Origin of the sequence: Achromobacter veterisilvae, assembly GCF_037619525.1 — a bacterium.
Lineage (GTDB): Bacteria > Pseudomonadota > Gammaproteobacteria > Burkholderiales > Burkholderiaceae_B > Achromobacter > Achromobacter veterisilvae.
This window is the reverse complement of sequence record NZ_CP148753.1, coordinates 2782852-2799667: the sequence shown is the minus strand read 5'-3', so window position 1 is coordinate 2799667 and position 16816 is coordinate 2782852. Positions and strand designations below refer to the sequence as shown.

Annotated in this window: 17 protein-coding genes; 3 read left to right on the top strand and 14 right to left on the bottom strand. The window is 67.4% G+C overall.

Features of this window, described 5'->3' with window-relative positions:
* Positions 1 to 24: 24 nt before the first annotated feature.
* Positions 25 to 948: a histone deacetylase family protein gene (locus WHX56_RS12880; RefSeq protein ID WP_338881383.1), complete on the bottom strand. Its 924-nt coding sequence runs from the start codon at positions 946 to 948 to the stop codon at positions 25 to 27.
* A 10-nt stretch (positions 949 to 958) separates the two neighbouring features.
* On the opposite strand from WHX56_RS12880, the gene mltB reads away from it, so the two are divergent.
* Entirely contained in the window at positions 959 to 2116 is a 1158-nt protein-coding gene (mltB, locus tag WHX56_RS12875; RefSeq protein WP_338881382.1) for a lytic murein transglycosylase B, read from the top strand.
* Positions 2117 to 2155: 39 nt separating this feature from the next.
* Here mltB and WHX56_RS12870 read toward each other — a convergent pair whose 3' ends face one another.
* Positions 2156 to 3205 (bottom strand): cyclase family protein, encoded by a 1050-nt coding sequence (locus WHX56_RS12870; protein WP_129247255.1) that lies wholly within the window; start codon positions 3203 to 3205, stop codon positions 2156 to 2158.
* A gap of 67 nt (positions 3206 to 3272) precedes the next feature.
* Here WHX56_RS12870 and WHX56_RS12865 point away from each other — a divergent pair, with 67 nt between their 5' ends.
* Both WHX56_RS12865 and WHX56_RS12860 read left to right on the top strand, forming a co-directional pair.
* Positions 3273 to 4049 carry an IclR family transcriptional regulator gene (locus WHX56_RS12865; RefSeq protein ID WP_287756027.1) on the top strand — a complete coding sequence of 259 codons (777 nt, stop codon included), beginning with the start codon at positions 3273 to 3275 and terminating at the stop codon, positions 4047 to 4049.
* On the top strand, positions 4046 to 5026 hold the full coding sequence (locus WHX56_RS12860; RefSeq protein WP_287756026.1) for a Bug family tripartite tricarboxylate transporter substrate binding protein: 981 nt from the start codon (positions 4046 to 4048) through the stop codon (positions 5024 to 5026). The genes WHX56_RS12865 and WHX56_RS12860 overlap by 4 nt, the downstream gene beginning before the upstream one ends.
* Before the next feature lie 116 nt (positions 5027 to 5142).
* Here the strand turns inward: WHX56_RS12860 and cysM are convergent, their stop codons facing one another.
* From cysM to hisC, 12 genes are all read right to left on the bottom strand, one after another.
* The gene (gene cysM / locus WHX56_RS12855; protein WP_129247249.1) at positions 5143 to 6051 is read right to left on the bottom strand and encodes a cysteine synthase CysM; all 909 of its coding nucleotides are present in this window, start codon (positions 6049 to 6051) and stop codon (positions 5143 to 5145) included.
* An 82-nt stretch (positions 6052 to 6133) separates the two neighbouring features.
* A complete protein-coding gene (locus tag WHX56_RS12850; RefSeq protein ID WP_338881381.1) occupies positions 6134 to 6634 on the bottom strand; it encodes a ComEA family DNA-binding protein in 501 nt (166 codons plus the stop codon).
* Positions 6635 to 6764: 130 nt separating this feature from the next.
* The gene (gene rfaD / locus WHX56_RS12845) at positions 6765 to 7754 is read right to left on the bottom strand and encodes an ADP-glyceromanno-heptose 6-epimerase (RefSeq protein ID WP_338881380.1); all 990 of its coding nucleotides are present in this window, start codon (positions 7752 to 7754) and stop codon (positions 6765 to 6767) included.
* Positions 7751 to 8692, bottom strand: a complete 942-nt coding sequence (gene rfaE1, locus WHX56_RS12840; protein ID WP_338881378.1) for a D-glycero-beta-D-manno-heptose-7-phosphate kinase — start codon at positions 8690 to 8692, stop codon at positions 7751 to 7753. The genes rfaD and rfaE1 overlap by 4 nt, the downstream gene beginning before the upstream one ends.
* Positions 8689 to 9903 carry a lipopolysaccharide assembly protein LapB gene (gene lapB / locus WHX56_RS12835; RefSeq protein WP_129243713.1) on the bottom strand — a complete coding sequence of 405 codons (1215 nt, stop codon included), beginning with the start codon at positions 9901 to 9903 and terminating at the stop codon, positions 8689 to 8691. The genes rfaE1 and lapB overlap by 4 nt, the downstream gene beginning before the upstream one ends.
* A 60-nt stretch (positions 9904 to 9963) precedes the next feature.
* On the bottom strand, positions 9964 to 10278 hold the full coding sequence (locus WHX56_RS12830) for a LapA family protein (protein ID WP_129243717.1): 315 nt from the start codon (positions 10276 to 10278) through the stop codon (positions 9964 to 9966).
* A gap of 216 nt (positions 10279 to 10494) precedes the next feature.
* Entirely contained in the window at positions 10495 to 10854 is a 360-nt protein-coding gene (locus WHX56_RS12825; protein WP_129243721.1) for an integration host factor subunit beta, read from the bottom strand.
* 3 nt (positions 10855 to 10857) lie between these two features.
* A complete protein-coding gene (gene rpsA, locus WHX56_RS12820) occupies positions 10858 to 12570 on the bottom strand; it encodes a 30S ribosomal protein S1 (RefSeq protein WP_062682962.1) in 1713 nt (570 codons plus the stop codon).
* Between the two features lie 198 nt (positions 12571 to 12768).
* Positions 12769 to 13458, bottom strand: coding sequence for a (d)CMP kinase (gene cmk / locus WHX56_RS12815; RefSeq protein ID WP_338881375.1), 690 nt, complete (start codon positions 13456 to 13458; stop codon positions 12769 to 12771).
* An 11-nt stretch (positions 13459 to 13469) separates the two neighbouring features.
* The gene (aroA, locus tag WHX56_RS12810; RefSeq protein WP_338881373.1) at positions 13470 to 14789 is read right to left on the bottom strand and encodes a 3-phosphoshikimate 1-carboxyvinyltransferase; all 1320 of its coding nucleotides are present in this window, start codon (positions 14787 to 14789) and stop codon (positions 13470 to 13472) included.
* Between the two features lie 5 nt (positions 14790 to 14794).
* Positions 14795 to 15697 carry a prephenate dehydrogenase gene (locus WHX56_RS12805; RefSeq protein WP_129243730.1) on the bottom strand — a complete coding sequence of 301 codons (903 nt, stop codon included), beginning with the start codon at positions 15695 to 15697 and terminating at the stop codon, positions 14795 to 14797.
* Positions 15697 to 16815, bottom strand: coding sequence for a histidinol-phosphate transaminase (gene hisC / locus WHX56_RS12800; protein WP_338881371.1), 1119 nt, complete (start codon positions 16813 to 16815; stop codon positions 15697 to 15699). Before hisC ends, WHX56_RS12805 begins: the two co-directional genes overlap by 1 nt.
* Position 16816 lies beyond the last annotated feature (1 nt).

The following is a 16816-nucleotide window of genomic DNA, read 5'->3' as shown; positions in this document are numbered from 1 at the left end:
GCATTGCACAATTTTTTCCTGATTCTACAGCTTCGCCAGCGCTCGTATATGCGCAACCACGCTGCGCCCCAGGGCGGACAAGTTGTAACCGCCCTCCAACGTGCTGACGATACGCCCCTGGCAGTGGCGATCCGCCGCCTCCACGAGCCTTTCGGTGATCCAGGCATAGTCGGCTTCGACCAGGCCCATCTGGCCCATGTCGTCCTCGCGGTGCGCGTCGAAACCGGCCGAGATCAGGATCAGTTCCGGCCGGTGCGCCTCCAGCCTGGGCAGCCACGTGTCGGTCACGATGGCGCGCACGGCGGGGCCCCCCGTGTAGGCCGGGACCGGCACGTTCAGCATGTTGGCGGCCGGGTGATCCGCGCCGCTGTTCGGGAAGAACGGATGCTGGAAGAAGCTGCACATCAGCACGCGCTCGTCCCCGGCGAAGACGTCTTCGGTGCCGTTGCCGTGGTGCACGTCGAAATCGATCACGGCCACGCGCGCCAGACCGTGGAAGTCCAGCGCGTGCTGCGCCGCAATAGCGACGTTGTTCAAAAAGCAGAACCCCATTGCCTGCGAGCGGCAGGCGTGATGCCCGGGCGGCCTCACCGCGCAGAACGCGGTGCGGGCTTCGCCGCCCATCACCGCATCCACCGCCGCCATCCCCGCGCCGGCCGCGTAGAGCGCGGCCTCGTAGGTGTGCGGGTTCATCAGCGTATCGGGATCTATAGGGAAATACCCTTGCTCCGGCGTGTTTTCGCGCAAACTGTTCAGATATTGGACAGTGTGCACGCGCAACAGGTCGTGACGGGATGCCTGGGGCGCCTGCCGGTCATTCAGATAAGGCATCAGTCCGCTGGCCAGCAACTGGTCTGAAATGGCGTCCAGCCTCTGTGGGCTTTCGGGATGCCAACTGCCCATTTCATGCAGGCGGCATGCCGGGTGGGTAAGATACATGGTCTCCATAAGGAAGATTATGTTCATCTGTCGGCGATTACTGCAACTCGGAACGCTTTCCGCCGTGCTGGCGGGCTGTTCCACCACCGCCCCCACTGCTTCCAGCCCGGCTCCGCTGCCGGCCACAGCCTCTTCATCCGCCCCCGCCCCCACCCGCATCGGGCCCAGTACGCCGACCCTGGGCCCCGAACTGCCGGACGACGGACCCGCCGCGCTGGGCGCCAACGGCGCGCTGCGGCCGGAAGTCCGGTCATTCGTGGAAAGCCTGGCCGCCGACCGCAAGCTGCCGCTGGACCCGATGGTCGCGGCGCTGGAAAGCTCGCGCTACAACGCCACGGTGGCGCGCCTGATCGCGCCGTCGCCGCCGGGCAAGAAGGTCTGGCGAAGCTGGCTGACGTACCGCTCGCGCTTCGTCGAGCCCAAGCGCATCGGCTGGGGCGTGGACTTCTACAATGAAAACCGCGACCTGCTCAACCAGGCCGCCCAGCGCTTCGGCGTGCCCGCGCCCATCATCGCATCGATCATCGGCGTGGAAACGCTGTATGGGCGCAATATGGGCAACTTCCGAGTGCTGGACGCCCTGACCACGCTGGCCTTCGACTACCCGGATCCCGCCAAGCCCGAACGCGCCACGATGTTCCGCGGCCAATTGGCCGATTTCCTGACCCTGGTCATGCACGACAAGCTGGACCTCGACACTCGCGGCTCTTATGCGGGCGCCATCGGCATGCCCCAGTTCATGCCCACCAGCGTCATGCACTACGCGGTGGACGGCGACGACAACGGCCATATCGACCTCAGCAACAACACCCGGGACGCGATCATGTCCGTGGGCAGCTTCCTGTCGCAGCACGGCTGGCAGCGCGGCCTGCCGGTATTCGCGCCCGTGGCGCTGCCCGCCGACCCCGCCCCGCTGGTGGACGGCGGCCTGGAGCCCAAGCAGACCTGGGGCACGCTCGCGGCCGCCGGCGCGCGCCTGCGGCCGGGCGCGTCCGGCGAAGGCTGGACCAGCCAGCCGCTGGGCGTCGTCGACCTGGTGGAAGAGGCCCGGGGCACCGCGCAGTACCGGGTCGGCACGCCCAACTTCTTCGCGCTGACCAAGTACAACCGCAGCTACTTCTACGCCACCTCGGTGGCGGACCTGGCCGGCGAAATCGAAGCCCGCGTCGCCCCCTGAAAGGCCGGCAAGGCCGCGGCTTGCCGGCCGCGGCCCGCGCTACACGGTCGCGACCGGCGTCGCCGGCGAACCCACGGCCCCGGGCAGGTTCAGCGGCGGCGCCGTCAGCAGGAAGCGGCTGCGGCCGTTGGCGGCGAGCCAGCGGGCAAGCGCGCCCAGATACCACATTTCGCCTATCGGCATGCCGAGCTTGAAGATGCAATGGTGATGCAGCGGCAGCGCCGCGCAGCAGGCATTGGGTTTCTGCGTGGGATAGATTTCCAGGGCGTGGTTGTCCGACGCCATGGCCGCCACCTTCGAATCCGTAATCCACCGCAGCAGCTTCTCGTCGCTGCCGTCCAGGCCCGCGCAGATCTCGTGCAGCGTGTGCGGATCGGGCTCGCGGTTCTTTTCCAGCAGCGCGTCGCCGAACTCCGTGTGGAACAGCACGATATCGCCCTGCTCGATCTCGATCCGGTCCGCGTCCAGTATCCGCATCAGATCGTCGTAGCCCACCGACTTCTGTTCCCGGCCGTAGTGGCGGGCCAGGTCGACCATTACGCCCCGGCTCTGAAGGCAGGACTCGGCAAGCTGGGTGATGTCCAGTTTCCTGGCGTTCGAGGCCGGCCCCTGGCCCAGGTCGGTCTTGGCGAAGCCGTTGTCGACGTCGTAGTCCACCGGCCCGACCACATGCTCGTTGGGCCGGTAGCCGTTGTAGTAGACGCGCTCGGGCAGGCCGTCGCCGTTGGCGTCGAACAGCGCGCCGACGTGCGCCAGCGAATCCCATTGCGTCGAGTACTGCAGGCTCATCTCGACGATGTCGTCGCTGAGCACGTCGACGCAGCCGGGACGCAAACGCCCCAGCGGGAAATTCAGGTACTGGTCGCCATCCCTTTCGGTGGGGCGCAGCTTGGGCGGGTGGCGCCGGACGTTCACACCGTTCCCGCCCGGGTAGTCCAGCGGCAGCGACAGGCAGAAACTCAGCCCCTCGCGGACTTCGCGCATGCCGCTCAGCACGTTCGCGGGAGTGATGTAATTCAGACAGCCTCGCTGGTCGTCAGGCCCGAAATCCCCCCAGTTCGATCCCTCAGGACGGTTCTTCCATCTCATGCGTAGCGGCTCCTTGGCGATTGAATGCAGATTGACACAACTTTATCACGTATAGGATACTAACATCATGGATGTGAAAACCGCAGGCCGAGTCCTGGATGTCCTCAACCTCTTCGCCGAAGAGCAGAAACCCTTGCTGTACAGCGAAATCGCTGCCCAGATGGGGATTCCGCTCTCGAGCTGCCATGGCCTTCTGAAAACGATGGTGGCGCGCGGTTATCTGTATGAAATCGGCAAGAAGCACGGCTACTACCCCACGCAGAAGCTGATCCACGTGGCCACCCTCATCTGTCACAGCGACCCGTTGAACGCCGTGATCGAACCGGTGCTGGCCCGGGTGCGCGACATCACCGGGGAAACCGCCCTGCTGGCCAAGCTGGCCGACGACAAGGTCGTGTACCTGATCGTCGCCGAATCCAAGCAGACGATCCGCTTCTCCCATCAGCCCGGCGGCTTCAAGGCGGTGCACGCCACCAGTTCCGGCAAGGCCCTGCTGTCGATGCTGTCGCATGAAGAGCGGCAGAAATGGTTCAAGACCTATAGCGGGTTTGCCGCCTACACCGACAGCACCCTCACCAGCCGGGAAGCCTTCGACCGCGATCTGGAGGCGGGCATGGCGCGCGGCTGGCAGCGCTCGGTAGGCGAAAACGTCGAGGACGTGATGTCCATTTCGCTCGGCTTCCGGGCATACGAACAACCCTTTGCCATTGTGGTGGCCGGCCCGCTGGGCCGCATGCAGAAGAACGAAGCCACCACGGGAAAACAACTGCTCGAGGTCAAGGCCATGCTGCACACGGCCCTGCCCTCGGCCAATCTCACTTTTGTAGGAGAAGACAGTAGATGAACAAACGCACTTTCATCGCCGCGGCATGCTCGGCGATCGCGACGGCGGCCCTGCCGGTTGCAGGCGCCCACGCGCAAGGGGACTATCCGGACAAGCCCATCCGCGTGATCATGCCGTGGGCGGCGGGCGGCCCCACGGACGTCGTCGGCCGAGTGATCGCGGTCCAGATGGGCGAAATCCTGGGCCAGCCGCTGGTGATCGAAACCCGCGCCGGGGCCAGCGGCACCATCGGCACGGCCCAGGTGGCGAAGGCGCCGGCCGACGGCTACACCTTGCTGATGAACCCTTCCGTGCAGGGTATCTACCCCGCCCAGTTCAAGAATCTGAATTTCGATCCGATCAAGGACTTCCGGATGGTGGGCGTGCTGGGCACGGTGCCGATGGTGGCCGTCGTCCCGCCCGACTCCAAGTTCAAGACCTTCGGCGATCTGATCAAGCAGGCCCAGGCCCAGCCCGGTTCGCTGACCTTCGCGTCCCCCGGCGTGGCCACCCTGCCCCACCTGGCCGGTGAACTGATCAACACCTCCACCAAGGCCAGGATCACCCACGTCGGCTATCGCGGCAGCAGCCCGGCGCTCACCGACGTCGCCGGCGGCCACGTGGACCTGATGTACGCGCCGCTGGCGCCCGCCCTGCCGCTGATCCAGAGCGGCAAGATCCATCCGATCGCGGTCACCACCAAGACTCGCCTGGCCGAACTGCCCGATGTGCCGACCATCTCGGAAAGCGTGCTGCCCGGCTTCGACATCGTCACGTGGTACGGCATGTGGGCGCCCAAGGACACCCCGCAACCCATCATCGCCAAGCTGAACAAGGTCATGATCGAAGCGTCGCAGTCGCCCAAGGTGGTCGAGGCGCTGAAGTCGCAGGGCACGCTGCCCAGCACCATGAGCTACCAGGAAGCGGAGGCTTTCAACCTCGCGGAAAGCGAGCGCTGGATCAAGGTGATGCAGGACGCCGGCATCCAGCCCGAATAAGCCCGGGACGGGCATCGGGCGCGGCGGCTCGCGCGCCCCTCAAAAAGCACACCGCCATGCCGGAAGCGAATCCGGCATGGCGGTGTTTTTGCGTCCGGGCCCCGAAAGGCCCGGCGTCAGTTGAAAACGCCCGTGGAAAGGTAGCGGTCGCCGCGGTCGCAGACGATGAACACGATGGTGGCGTCATTGACGCGCTCCGCCACGCGCAGCGCGGCGACCAGGGCGCCGGCGGAGGAAATCCCGCCGAAGATGCCCTCTTCCGACGCCAGCCGCCGGGCCATGACCTCGGCTTCGGACTGCTCGATCGATTCGTAGGCATCCACGCGGCTGCGGTCGAAGATCTTGGGCAGATAGGCCTCGGGCCACTTGCGGATGCCGGGGATGGACGAGCCCTCGGCGGGCTGGGCGCCCACCACCTGCACCGCGGGATTGCGCGATTTCAGGTAGGTCGACACGCCCATGATGGTGCCCGTGGTGCCCATGGCGCTCACGAAATGGGTGATGCGGCCGTCGGTCTGGTTCCAGAGCTCGGGCCCGGTCGTCTCGACGTGGGCGCGGGGGTTGTCGGGATTGGCGAACTGGTCCAGCACCACTCCCCTGCCTTCGGCCTGCATCTCGGTGGCCAGGTCGCGGGCGTATTCCATGCCGCCCTTGTCCGCCGGCGTCAGGATCAGTTCGGCGCCATAGGCCGCCATGGCCGCGCGGCGCTCCACCGACAGGTTGTCCGGCATGATGAGAATCATGCGGTAGCCGCGCATGGCGGCCGCCATGGCCAGCGCGATGCCGGTATTACCGCTGGTGGCTTCGATGAGGGTGTCGCCCGGCTTGATGTCGCCGCGCTCTTCCGCATGCTTGATCATCGACAGCGCCGGACGGTCCTTCACGGAACCGGCGGGGTTGTTGCCCTCCAGCTTGGCCAGGATGACGTTGCCCCGCGCGGCGCCCGCGGCCCCGGGAATACGCTGCAGGCGCACCAGCGGCGTGTTGCCGACGGTTTGCTCGATAGTGGGATAGGTAGTAGTCATGCGGACGATAATAACTCCGCCTGGCGGCGGGCGCCGCCAAAAGCCGCGCTCCCGCCAGGGCTTCCCGCGCCGGGCGGCGCCGTCAGGGCCTGGCGCGGGCCGGCGCCGCGGCTGCGCCGGACGGCGGGGCCGCGGCGGGCTTGGCGGCCGGCCTGGCCGCCGCCGGGGCGGCGGCTGCACCCGCGGGCGCGGCCGCGCCGCCCACCTGCAGGCCCGCGGCCTGCAAGGCTTGCGCCTTTTTCATGCCGATGCCGCGCACGCGCTCGGCCAGGTCGTCCAGCGACTCGAACTTGCCGCCGCGCTCGCGTTCCCGCACGATGATCTCGGCGGTGCGCGGGCCGATGCCCCGTACGCCTTCCAACTGCTGCGCGCTGGCCTGGTTCACGTCCACCGCATGCGCCGGCGGCGCCGCGAAGCCCAGGCCCGCCGTCACCAGCAGCATGCCCAGCGCCCGCCGCAAGGCGCGCGGCTTCGCCAAAGAGCCGGGGCCGCCGGCCAGGCGGAGCCGGCGCGGCCGGCGCGCGCTGCGCCACTGGGTGAACGGGGACGGCCGCGCCGCGACGGGTTGAAGAAACGGGTTCATGGAAGTCTCCTGAAGGACCGGGCGCAACGAGTGTTGGGCCACGCTTCCATCGTGCCCGCCGCCCCGCCTTCTGGACGAAGCGGTGAACGGAAACATCCACCTCGGCAAGCCGCCAGGCGGCGCGCCTGCCTTACTTGCGGGCGCGCCAGTAGCGCACGTACTCGGACACGCCGGTCCGCACGTCGCGCATCGGCGCCTGGAAACCCGCCGCGCGCAGGCGCGTGACGTCGGCCTGGGTGTAGCTCTGGTAGCGGCCTTTCAGGTCGTCCGGGAACGGGATGTAGCGGATGAGGCCCTGCTCGACCAGTTGCGCCAGCGTCAGTTCGGCTTCGCCGCGTTCGGCGCGCAGCGCGTTCACCACGCCGGCGGCCACGTCGTTGAAGGGCTGCGCCCGGCCCGTGCCGCAATTGAAGACGCCCGACTGCTCGGGGTGGTCCAGGAAATGCAGGTTCACGGCGACCACGTCCTCGACCGAAATGAAGTCGCGGCTCTGGCCGCCGTCCACATAGCCGTCCCAGCCCGCGAACAGGCGCACGTGCCCATGCTCCAGGAACTGGTTCATGTTGTGGAACGCCACCGAGGCCATGCGGCCTTTGTGCTGTTCGTGCGGACCGTAGACGTTGAAATAGCGCAGGCCCACCACCTGGGCGGTCAGGCTGTCCAAACGCCTGCGCAGGACCTGGTCGAACAGCAGCTTGGAATAGCCGTAGACGTTCAGCGGCCCTTCGTTGGCGGGGTCTTCCACATAGACCGACGAGCCGCCGTAGACCGCGGCCGACGAGGCGTACAGGAAGGGAATGCGGCGCGCCTGGCAGAACTCGAAGAGTTCGAGCGTGACCCGGTAGTTGTTGTCGAGCATGTAGCGGCCGTTGCGCTCGGTCGTGTCCGAGCATGCGCCCTGGTGCAGCACGGCGCGGACGTCGCCGATGCTGCCGTCGGCGATGCGCCGGCGGAAATCGTCCTTGTCCAGGTAGTCGGCGATCTTGCAGTCGACCAGGTTGACGAACTTGTCGCCTTCGGTCAGGTCGTCGACCGCGATGATGTCCTCGATGCCGCGGCGGTTGAGCCCGCGCACCAGGTTGCTGCCTATGAAGCCCGCGGCTCCGGTAACGACGATCATGAGGATTCTCCTGCCAGTTCGGCGGCGGTGACGACGGACGTGCCCAGCTTGCCCACGGCGATGCCGCCGGCCTTGTTGGCCCAGCCCATGGCCTCGGCCCAGGGCAGGTCGATGGCGCGCGATACCGCCAGCGTGGCCAGCACGGTGTCGCCCGCGCCGGACACGTCGAACACTTCGTGCGCCTGCGCATCGATGTGGTCGCGCCCCGCGTCGGTAAACAAAGTCATGCCCTGCTCGGAACGCGTCACGAGCAAGGCCTCCAGGTCGAGGTCGGCACGCAGGCGCTGCGCCCGGTCGGTCAGTTCGGCCTCGGAATTCCAGCGGCCCACGGCCTGCTGCATTTCCGCCCGGTTGGGCGTGACCAGGGTCGCGCCGCGATAGCGGGCGTAGTCGTCGCCCTTGGGGTCCACCAGCACCGGGATGCCCGCGGCGCGCGCCAGGACGATGAGGGATTCGACCCGGGTCAGCACGCCCTTGGCGTAGTCGGACAGCACCACGATGTCGTGGTTGGCCAGGTGGCGGGCCAGCGCGGCGTCCACGCTGTCCAGCGACGCCTGCGCCGGATGCTGCTCGAAGTCCACGCGCAGCAATTGCTGCTGCCTGCCCAGCACGCGCATTTTCAGGGTGGTGTGCAGGGACGGGTCGGCGATCAGGTCGGCCTGGATGCCGGCGTCGGCGGACAGGCGGCGGACGCTGTCGCCCGCCTCGTCCTCGCCCAGCACGCCCACCAGGGTCACGTGCCCGCCCAGCGCCGCCACGTTGCGGGCGACGTTGGCCGCGCCGCCCAGGCGGTCCTCTCGGCGCGCCACGCGCACCACGGGAACCGGCGCTTCCGGCGAAATGCGTTCGACCTCGCCGAACCAATACCGGTCCAGCATCACGTCGCCCACCACGAGAACGCGGCTATGCGAAATGGCTTCGGCGGGAAAAGATTTCATTCAAGTTCTTCCAGACGGCGCGGCGCGTAGGTTTCCCAGGCGTTGCAGCCGGGACACTGCCAGTAAAAGCGGCGCGCTTGAAAACCGCAACTGCGGCATGCGTAGCGGTCCAGCCGCTGCGTATGCTTGTGGATCAGGCTGCGCAGCAGCGTCAGGTCGGCGCCCGGCACCGGGCCGTGGTCGGTGCTGCCTTCGGAGTTGGCCAGCTCGGCTTCCAGCAGGCGGTCCAGGCCCAGCAGGGACGGATGGCTGCGCAAAGCCGTGCGGGCGAAGGCCCACGCCAGCGCGGCCCCCTGCTGGACGCGCAGTTCGCGGAACAGCACGTTGAACAGGTCCAGCGAAGCATGGCGCGCGTACTGCTTTTGCAGCAGTTCCAGCCCGGCTTCCGCCTGGTTGGCGCCGCGATAGTTCGCCAGCACCTGTTCGGCCACGAGGCCCGCGTATTCGGGGGCGTCGGTCATGACCGATTCCAGGTACAGCCTTTCGCGCTTCGGATCCTGTTCGATCAGGGCCAGCCGGGCGCGCAACATCGCGGTGCGCACCATGGCGCCGCGGCTCGACGCGCCATGGGTGGCCGACAGGGCGTGGTCGGCGGCGTCCAGCGCCTTGTGGGCGGCCTCGATGTCGGCCGGCTTGGCGCCCAGCGCGGACTGCGCCTGCTCGCAGTAATAGTGCACGATCTGCGGCACCGGTTCGTCGACCAGGCCTTGCAGCGTCTTCACGGCTTCGATGGCGCGCGGCCAGTCGTGTTCCGATTCGAAGATGCGGATCAGCGAGCGCAGCGCCGGCAGCGCGTAGCGGGTGTCCTTGAGCTGCTCGAAACCGTTTTCGGCGCGGTCCAGCATGCCGGCCTTCAGGAAATCCTGCGCCAGTTCATGCTGGGCGTGCTCGCGCTCGGCGGAGGGCAGGTCCGACCGGTTCAGCAGGCTCTGGTGCACGCGGATGGCGCGCTCCATCTCGCCGCGGCGGCGGAAGAGGCTTCCCAGCGCGAAGTGCAGCTCGGTGGTTTCGGGGTCCAGCTTGGCCACTTCGACGAAGGCGTCGATGGCGCGGTCCGGCTCTTCATTGAGCAGGAAGTTCAAGCCCCGGAAATAGGAATCGGGCAGGCTGCGGGTTTCCCGCAGCATTTGCCGGATGTCGAAGCGCGCGGCCAGCCAGCCCAGCGCAAACAGCACCGGCACGAAAATCAACCACCAAGGTTCAAAATCCACTGTTCGGGCTCTTGCGGTAAGTCGGTGCGGAAAAGGCGATCTGCGGAGTGCGCAACGGCATTACAGCGGCGACATCGGAGCGACGGCCTCGGGCGGCACGACGGGCGTGGTGCCGTTCACCGCGGCCTGGACGCGGTCCAGTTCGCGGCGCAGGCGCACGGCCTCGCGGCGGCGGCGCATGGCGGCGGGCACGGTCAGCAAGAGACCGAACAAGGCGCCCAGCACGAAAACGACCAGCATCACGACGATGAGGGGGACGTCCTGCACGACGTAATCGGCGTAGAACTTCACGGCGACGGGATCGGTGTTCTTCAAGGCGAACATCAATACCGCGACAAATACGAGCAATCGCAGGGCCCAGACTAGGTAGCGCATGACGCGTGCTCCTAAGAATTCGAGACTTTCAATTGTAAGCGACGTCTCCCGCCTCCCGCGAGAAAAAACCCCGCCCGGGCAGCCGGCCGCGCCGAGCCCCCCGGGGGGACGCTTTGCCGCGGAGCGGCCCAGGCCCAAAAAAACAAAGCCCCTTGATTTCTCAAGGGGCTTGGTTCGCGGTCCGATCCGCCCGAAGGCAGCCTTCCAGCCGTGCCGTCAATGCATGGCGTGCAGACCCACCATCGACGGCATCGGTTCACTCGATCCAGAGGATTGAGCGTCCTCGTCATTGCCGCCGGCCAAGTCCACCCGCTCGCGCAATTCCTTGCCCGCCTTGAAGTGCGGCACCTGTTTACCAGGCACCAGCACTTGTTCGCCGGATTTCGGATTGCGACCGATGCGGGGAGACCGCTGCGACAACGAGAAGCTGCCAAAACCGCGGATCTCGATGCGCTGGCCCGAGGCCAGGGCCTGGGTCATTGCATCGAGCACGGTCTTGACCGCGTAATCGGTGTCGCGGGCGGCCAACTGAGGATAGCGGGCCGCCAAGGCGGCGATCAGCTCCGACTTGGTCACGAATTAACCGTCGTTGCGCTGTTGGTCCAGCTTGGCCTTCAGCAGCGCGCCGAGGTTGGTGGTGCCGGACGAAGCGCTGGCATCGGACATGCGCTGGATCGTTTCGGCGGTCTCGGCGTTGTCGCGGGCCTTGATCGACAGTTGGATCGAACGCGTCTTGCGGTCGATGTTGACGATCATGGCTTCGATGTTCTCGCCGGCGGTCAGGACGGTGGTGGCATCTTCGACGCGGCCCGAGGAGATCTCGGAAGCGCGCAGGTAGCCTTCGACGTCCACGGACAGCGTCACGACGGCGCCCTTGGCTTCGACCGACTTGATGGTGCCCGGAACGACGGCGCCCTTGTCGAAGGTGGCCACGAAGTTGTTGAAGGGGTCGCCTTCCAACTGCTTGATGCCCAGCGAGATGCGTTCCTTGTCGGTATCGATGCCCAGAACCACGGCTTCGATCTCGTCGCCCTTCTTGAAGTTGCGCACGGCTTCTTCGCCAGCTTCCGTCCACGACAGGTCGGACAGGTGGACCAGGCCGTCGATGCCGCCGGGCAGGCCGACGAACACGCCGAAGTCGGTGATCGACTTGATGGCGCCGCGGACCTTGTCGCCACGCTTGAAGTTGGTGGCGAACTCTTCCCACGGGTTCTGGCGGCACTGCTTCATGCCCAGCGAGATACGGCGGCGGTCTTCGTCGATTTCCAGGACCATGACTTCGACTTCTTCGCCCAGGGTCACGACCTTGCGCGGATCGACGTTCTTGTTGGTCCAGTCCATTTCGGACACGTGGACCAGGCCTTCGATGCCGGCTTCCACTTCAACGAACGCGCCGTAGTCGGTCAGGTTCGTGACCTTGCCGAACAGGCGGGTGCCTTGCGGGTAGCGGCGAGCCAGGCCCACCCACGGATCTTCGCCCAGTTGCTTGACGCCCAGCGAGACGCGGCTCTTTTCCTGGTCGAACTTGAGGACCTTGGCTTCGACTTCCTGACCCACTTGCAGGACTTCGGAGGGGTGACGCACACGGCGCCAGGCCATGTCGGTGATGTGCAGCAGGCCGTCGATGCCGCCCAGGTCCACGAACGCGCCGTAGTCGGTGATGTTCTTGACCACGCCCTTGACCACTGCGCCTTCGTGCAGGGTTTCGAGCAGCTTCTGGCGCTCTTCGCCCATGCTGGCTTCCAGCACCTGGCGACGCGACAGCACGACGTTGTTGCGCTTGCGGTCGAGCTTGATGACCTTGAATTCGAGGGTCTTGCCTTCGTACGGGGTGGTGTCCTTGACCGGACGCAGATCCACCAGCGAACCCGGCAGGAACGCGCGGATGCCGTTGGTCATGACGGTCAGGCCGCCCTTCACCTTGCCGGTGATGGTGCCGGTGACCAGCTCGCCGTTTTCCAGGGCCTTTTCCAGTTGCAGCCAGGCCGACAGGCGCTTGGCGCGGTCACGCGACAGGATGGTGTCGCCGTAGCCGTTTTCCAGGGAATCGATGGCCACCGAGACGAAATCGCCGGGTTGCACTTCGAGCTCGCCCTGGTCGTTCAGGAACTCTTCCAGGGGGATCAGCGCTTCGGACTTCAGGCCGGCGTTGACGACGACGAAATTATGGTCGACGCGCACGACTTCGGCGCTGATGACCTCGCCGGACTTCATGTCCTGGCTCTTGAGGCTTTGTGCGAAAAGGTCGGCGAAGCTTTCGCCGCCGGTGGCGGTAGTGGAAACGGAAGACATGGGGTTGAAATCCATTGGGCCGAAATGGCCGTTAAAAACACACCGCAGCGGATTGCCCGCCACAGTGGAGTCAAAATGCCTGTTTGCCGGTTCGCCCTTGCGGGGTGGCCCGTGGGGGTTGCGCCTAGCTTGAACAGGGCCGATAAAAAAAACAGAAAATCCGCGGGTGGACTCGTGAAGAAATCCCGGACCGATCAATCAATCCGCTTTGGCGTTCTTCCAGAAATCCAGTATTGCCTGCACCGTTTCCGCAATCGTCAGATCCGACGAATCCAGCACGTGCGCATCTTCCGCGGGAGCCAAGGGCGCCGTAGTTCGCCCCATATCGCGGGCATCCCGCTCGCGCATATCCCGAAGAAGGTCATCAAGATTAGCAGAAATTCCCTTTTCGATCAACTGCTTACAGCGCCGCTGCGCCCGCGCGACCACGTCGGCGACCAGGAACACCTTCAGGGGGGCGTCCGGAAACACGACCGTGCCCATGTCCCGCCCGTCCGCCACCAGGCCCGGAGGCAGGCGGAAGGCGCGCTGGCGCTCGAGCAGCGCCTGGCGCACCCTCGGGAACGCCGCCACGCAGGACGCGAAATTGCCGACTTCCTCGCGTCGGATATCGTGGCCGACCTCCCTGCCCTCCAGGTAGACGTGGGGGCCGTCGAAGCGCACGTCCAGCGTTTCGGCCACGCGCGCCACGCCGGGCTCGTCGCTGGCGGACAGGCCGCGGCCCAGGGCCGCCAGCGCGGTCAGGCGATAGAGCGCGCCGCTGTCGAGCACCGCCCAGCCCAGCGCCTTGGCGACGCGGTGGGCCACGGTGCCCTTGCCGGACGCGGTGGGGCCGTCGATAGCGATGACGGGGACGGCGGGAGAGATTTCGGAGGAATTCGAAGTCATGGGCACATCCGCTAGGCAACCAGGCCCGCGTAGACATCAAAGTAACCCGGGAACGTCTTGCTGACGCAACCCGGATCGAGAATACGGACCGCCGACGGGCCGAAAGCCGCCAGCGAGAAGCACATCGCCATGCGATGGTCGTCCCAGGTGCCGATGTGCGCGTCGCGCCAGCCGTCCTGGGCCGGGGGGGTCACCCGCAGCCAATCCGGCCCCGATTCCACCCGCGCGCCCAGCTTCTCAAGCTCGGTCTGCATGGCGTGGATGCGGTCGGTTTCCTTGACGCGCCAGCTTCCGATGTTGCGCAGGCGGCACGGCCCGTCGGCAAACAGGGCCAGGGCGGCCGCGGTCATGGCGGCGTCGGGAATCAGGTTGAAATCCGTGTCGAAGGCCTTCAGGCGCTCGCCCTGGGCGACGCGCGCGCCGGACACCTCGATCCAGTCGGGGCCGTAGCTGACCGCGGCGCCCATGTCGGCCAGCGTGCCGGCGAAGGCGACGTCGCCCTGAATGCTGTCGGCGCCCACGCCGGTCACGCGCAGCGGACCGCCGCCGATCGCGCCCAGCGCAAGGAAGTAGGACGCCGTGGACGCGTCGCCCTCGACCGCGATCTGCCCCGGGCTACGGTAGGCCGCCCCGCCGTCGATGACGAAGCGGCTCCAGCCGTCGCGGCGCACCTGCACGCCGAAGCGCGCCATCAGGTTCAGCGTGATCTCGATGTACGGTTTGGAAATGAGTTCGCCCGCGACCTCGATCGCCACCGGCTTGCCGCTGCCGCGCGCCTGCAGCGGCGCGGCCAGCAGCAAGGCCGTCAGGAACTGGCTGGATACGGATCCCTGCACCCGCGTCACCGCGTCCTCGGCGATGGCGCCGCGGCCGATATGCAGGGGCGGATAGCCCGGCTGGCCCAGGTAATCGACGCGCGCGCCCAGGGCGTTCAGCGCGTCGACCAGATCGCCGATGGGACGCTCGTGCATGCGCGGCACGCCCGACAGGCGATAGTCGCCGCCCATCAGCGCCAGGGCGGCGGTCAGCGGCCGGATGGCGGTGCCGGCGTTGCCCATGAACAGGTCCGCGCTTTCCACCGGGAAGCGGCGCACACCCTGCACCGTGACGCGGCCCGCCTCCAGCTCGGACACCTGCACGCCCAGTTGGCGCAAGGCGGCCAGCATCACGCGCGTATCGTCCGAATCCAGCAGGCCGGTGATGACCGTGGCGCCCTCGGCGATCGCGGCCAGCAGCAGCACGCGGTTGGAAATGCTCTTGGAGCCGGGCAGGGCCATCACGCCCCGCGCTTGCCGCACCCGCGGCAGATCGAGATAAGGCAAAGCGCCCATGTCAGCTACTCCTTGCGCCAGTTGCGGCGCGCGCGGGCCGCCGTCTCCAGCAGCGTCAGCAAAGCCGCGCCGTCGCCATCGGCGATGGCGCGTTCGGCACGGTCCAGCACCGCGCGGACGTCGGCAAGCTCGGCCAGCATCGCGTCGCGGTTGGACAGAAAAATATCCCGCCACATCTCCGGCGAACCCGCCGCTATGCGCGTGAAGTCGCGAAAACCGCTGCCGGCCAGGTCCAGGCGGGTGGCGGCGTCGGCGGCCGTGGCCACCTGTTCCATGTAGGCCGCCGACAGCAGGTGCGGCAGGTGGCTGACCGATGCGAGCACCCGGTCGTGGGCATCGGCGTCCATGTCGATCACCTCGGCGCCGCACGCCAGCCAGGCGCGGCGCGCCAGGTCCAGGGCGGCCTCCCCGTTTTCGGGCAGGGGGGTCAGGACGACGGTGCGCTTGCGGTAGAGATCGGCGTCGGCCGCTTCAGGCCCCGTGCGTTCGGCGCCCGCGATGGGATGGCCGGGCACGAATTGCGCGATCCGGCCGCCCAGGGCGGCGCGCGCCGCGGCGACCACTTCGGCCTTGGTGCTGCCGGCGTCGGTCAGCACGGTGCCGGCGCCCAGGTGCGGAAGCATGCGCGACAGGACGTTCACCAGCCCGCCCACCGGCGTCGCCAGCAGGATCAGGTCGGCGCGCGCGGCCGCCTCTTCGAGGGACACGGCCTCGTCGATCAGGCCCAGTTCGAGCGCGCGCGCCAGGGACTGCGCATTGCGCCCCGCCCCCAGCACCCTGCCCGCCTGCCCGGCCCGGCGCAGCGCGGCGGCGAAGGATCCGCCGATCAGGCCCACGCCGACGACGGCCAATACAGGAATCAGGGGGCCAGCGGCCCCCTGATCGGAAGACAGTGGCGAGCCGTTCATTACGACAGAATGGCGGTCAGGGCGTCGATGAAACGCCGGTTCTCTTCCGGCAGCCCGATGGACACGCGCAGCCACTCGGGCAGGCCGTCGCCGACGACCGGGCGCACGATCACGCCGCGCTTGAGCAGTTCCAGGTTGATGCGCGGCGCATCGCCCACGTGGACCAGCACGAAGTTGCCATAGCTGGGCACGTAGCGCAGCTTGAGCGCGTCGAACGCGGCGCACAACTGCGCCTTGCCCGACTTGTTCGAGGCATAGGCCTCTTCCAGGTAGGCGGCGTCGCCCAGCGCGGCCACGGCGGCGGCCTGCGCCAGCGTGTTGACGTTGAACGGCTGGCGCACGCGGTTCAGCAGGTCGGTCAGGGCGGGCTGCGCCACCGCGAAGCCCACGCGCAGGCCGGCCAGGCCGTAGGCCTTGGAGAAGGTGCGCGACACGATCAGGTTCGGATAGCGGCGCACCAGCGCGGTGCTGTCGAAGCGGAACTCGGGATCGAGGTATTCGTTATAGGCCTCGTCCAGCACCACCGTGACGCGGTCGCCATGGGCGGCGTGCACACGTTCCAGGAACGCGGCGACGCTGTCGCCCGGCACGAAAGTGCCGGTCGGGTTGTTGGGGTTGGCGATGAACAGCAGGCGCGTGTCGTCGGCGATGGCGTCGAACATCGCGTCCAGGTCGTGGCCGTAGTCTTTGGCCGGCACCACGATGTGGCGCGCGCCGCGCGCCTGGGTGGCCAGGCGGTACACGGCGAACGAGTGCTGTGCGTAGACGGCCGAGGCGCCGGGCTCCAGCAGCGCCAGCGCGGCGATTTCCAGGATGTCGTTGGAGCCGTTGCCCAGCGTGATCCAGTTCATCGGCACGCCGTAGCGCTCGGCCAGCGCCGCCTTCAGGTCGAAGCCGTTGGGATCGGGGTAGCGCGCCAGCGACTCGGCGGCGGCCAGCATGGCCTCGCGCGCCGACTTGGGCATGCCCAGCGGGTTTTCGTTGGACGCCAGCTTGACGATGCCAGCCGGATCCAGCCCGAACTCGCGGGCCAGTTCTTCGATGGGCTTGCCTGCCTGGTAAGGCGCGATGGCGCTGACGTGCGCGGGAGCGACGAGGGGCTTGGATGCGGTGGTCATG

Excerpts from the sequence above, each read along its gene's own strand:
- WHX56_RS12880 (WP_338881383.1), bottom strand. The coding sequence starts at position 948 with ATGGAGACCATGTATCTTACCCACCCGGCATGCCGCCTGCATGAAATG.
- mltB (WP_338881382.1), top strand. The coding sequence starts at position 959 with ATGTTCATCTGTCGGCGATTACTGCAACTCGGAACGCTTTCCGCCGTG.
- WHX56_RS12870 (WP_129247255.1), bottom strand. The coding sequence starts at position 3,205 with ATGAGATGGAAGAACCGTCCTGAGGGATCGAACTGGGGGGATTTCGGG.
- WHX56_RS12865 (WP_287756027.1), top strand. The coding sequence starts at position 3,273 with ATGGATGTGAAAACCGCAGGCCGAGTCCTGGATGTCCTCAACCTCTTC.
- WHX56_RS12860 (WP_287756026.1), top strand. The coding sequence starts at position 4,046 with ATGAACAAACGCACTTTCATCGCCGCGGCATGCTCGGCGATCGCGACG.
- cysM (WP_129247249.1), bottom strand. The coding sequence starts at position 6,051 with ATGACTACTACCTATCCCACTATCGAGCAAACCGTCGGCAACACGCCG.
- WHX56_RS12850 (WP_338881381.1), bottom strand. The coding sequence starts at position 6,634 with ATGAACCCGTTTCTTCAACCCGTCGCGGCGCGGCCGTCCCCGTTCACC.
- rfaD (WP_338881380.1), bottom strand. The coding sequence starts at position 7,754 with ATGATCGTCGTTACCGGAGCCGCGGGCTTCATAGGCAGCAACCTGGTG.
- rfaE1 (WP_338881378.1), bottom strand. The coding sequence starts at position 8,692 with ATGAAATCTTTTCCCGCCGAAGCCATTTCGCATAGCCGCGTTCTCGTG.
- WHX56_RS12830 (WP_129243717.1), bottom strand. The coding sequence starts at position 10,278 with ATGCGCTACCTAGTCTGGGCCCTGCGATTGCTCGTATTTGTCGCGGTA.
- rpsA (WP_062682962.1), bottom strand. The coding sequence starts at position 12,570 with ATGTCTTCCGTTTCCACTACCGCCACCGGCGGCGAAAGCTTCGCCGAC.
- cmk (WP_338881375.1), bottom strand. The coding sequence starts at position 13,458 with ATGACTTCGAATTCCTCCGAAATCTCTCCCGCCGTCCCCGTCATCGCT.
- aroA (WP_338881373.1), bottom strand. The coding sequence starts at position 14,789 with ATGGGCGCTTTGCCTTATCTCGATCTGCCGCGGGTGCGGCAAGCGCGG.
- WHX56_RS12805 (WP_129243730.1), bottom strand. The coding sequence starts at position 15,697 with ATGAACGGCTCGCCACTGTCTTCCGATCAGGGGGCCGCTGGCCCCCTG.
- hisC (WP_338881371.1), bottom strand. The coding sequence starts at position 16,815 with ATGACCACCGCATCCAAGCCCCTCGTCGCTCCCGCGCACGTCAGCGCC.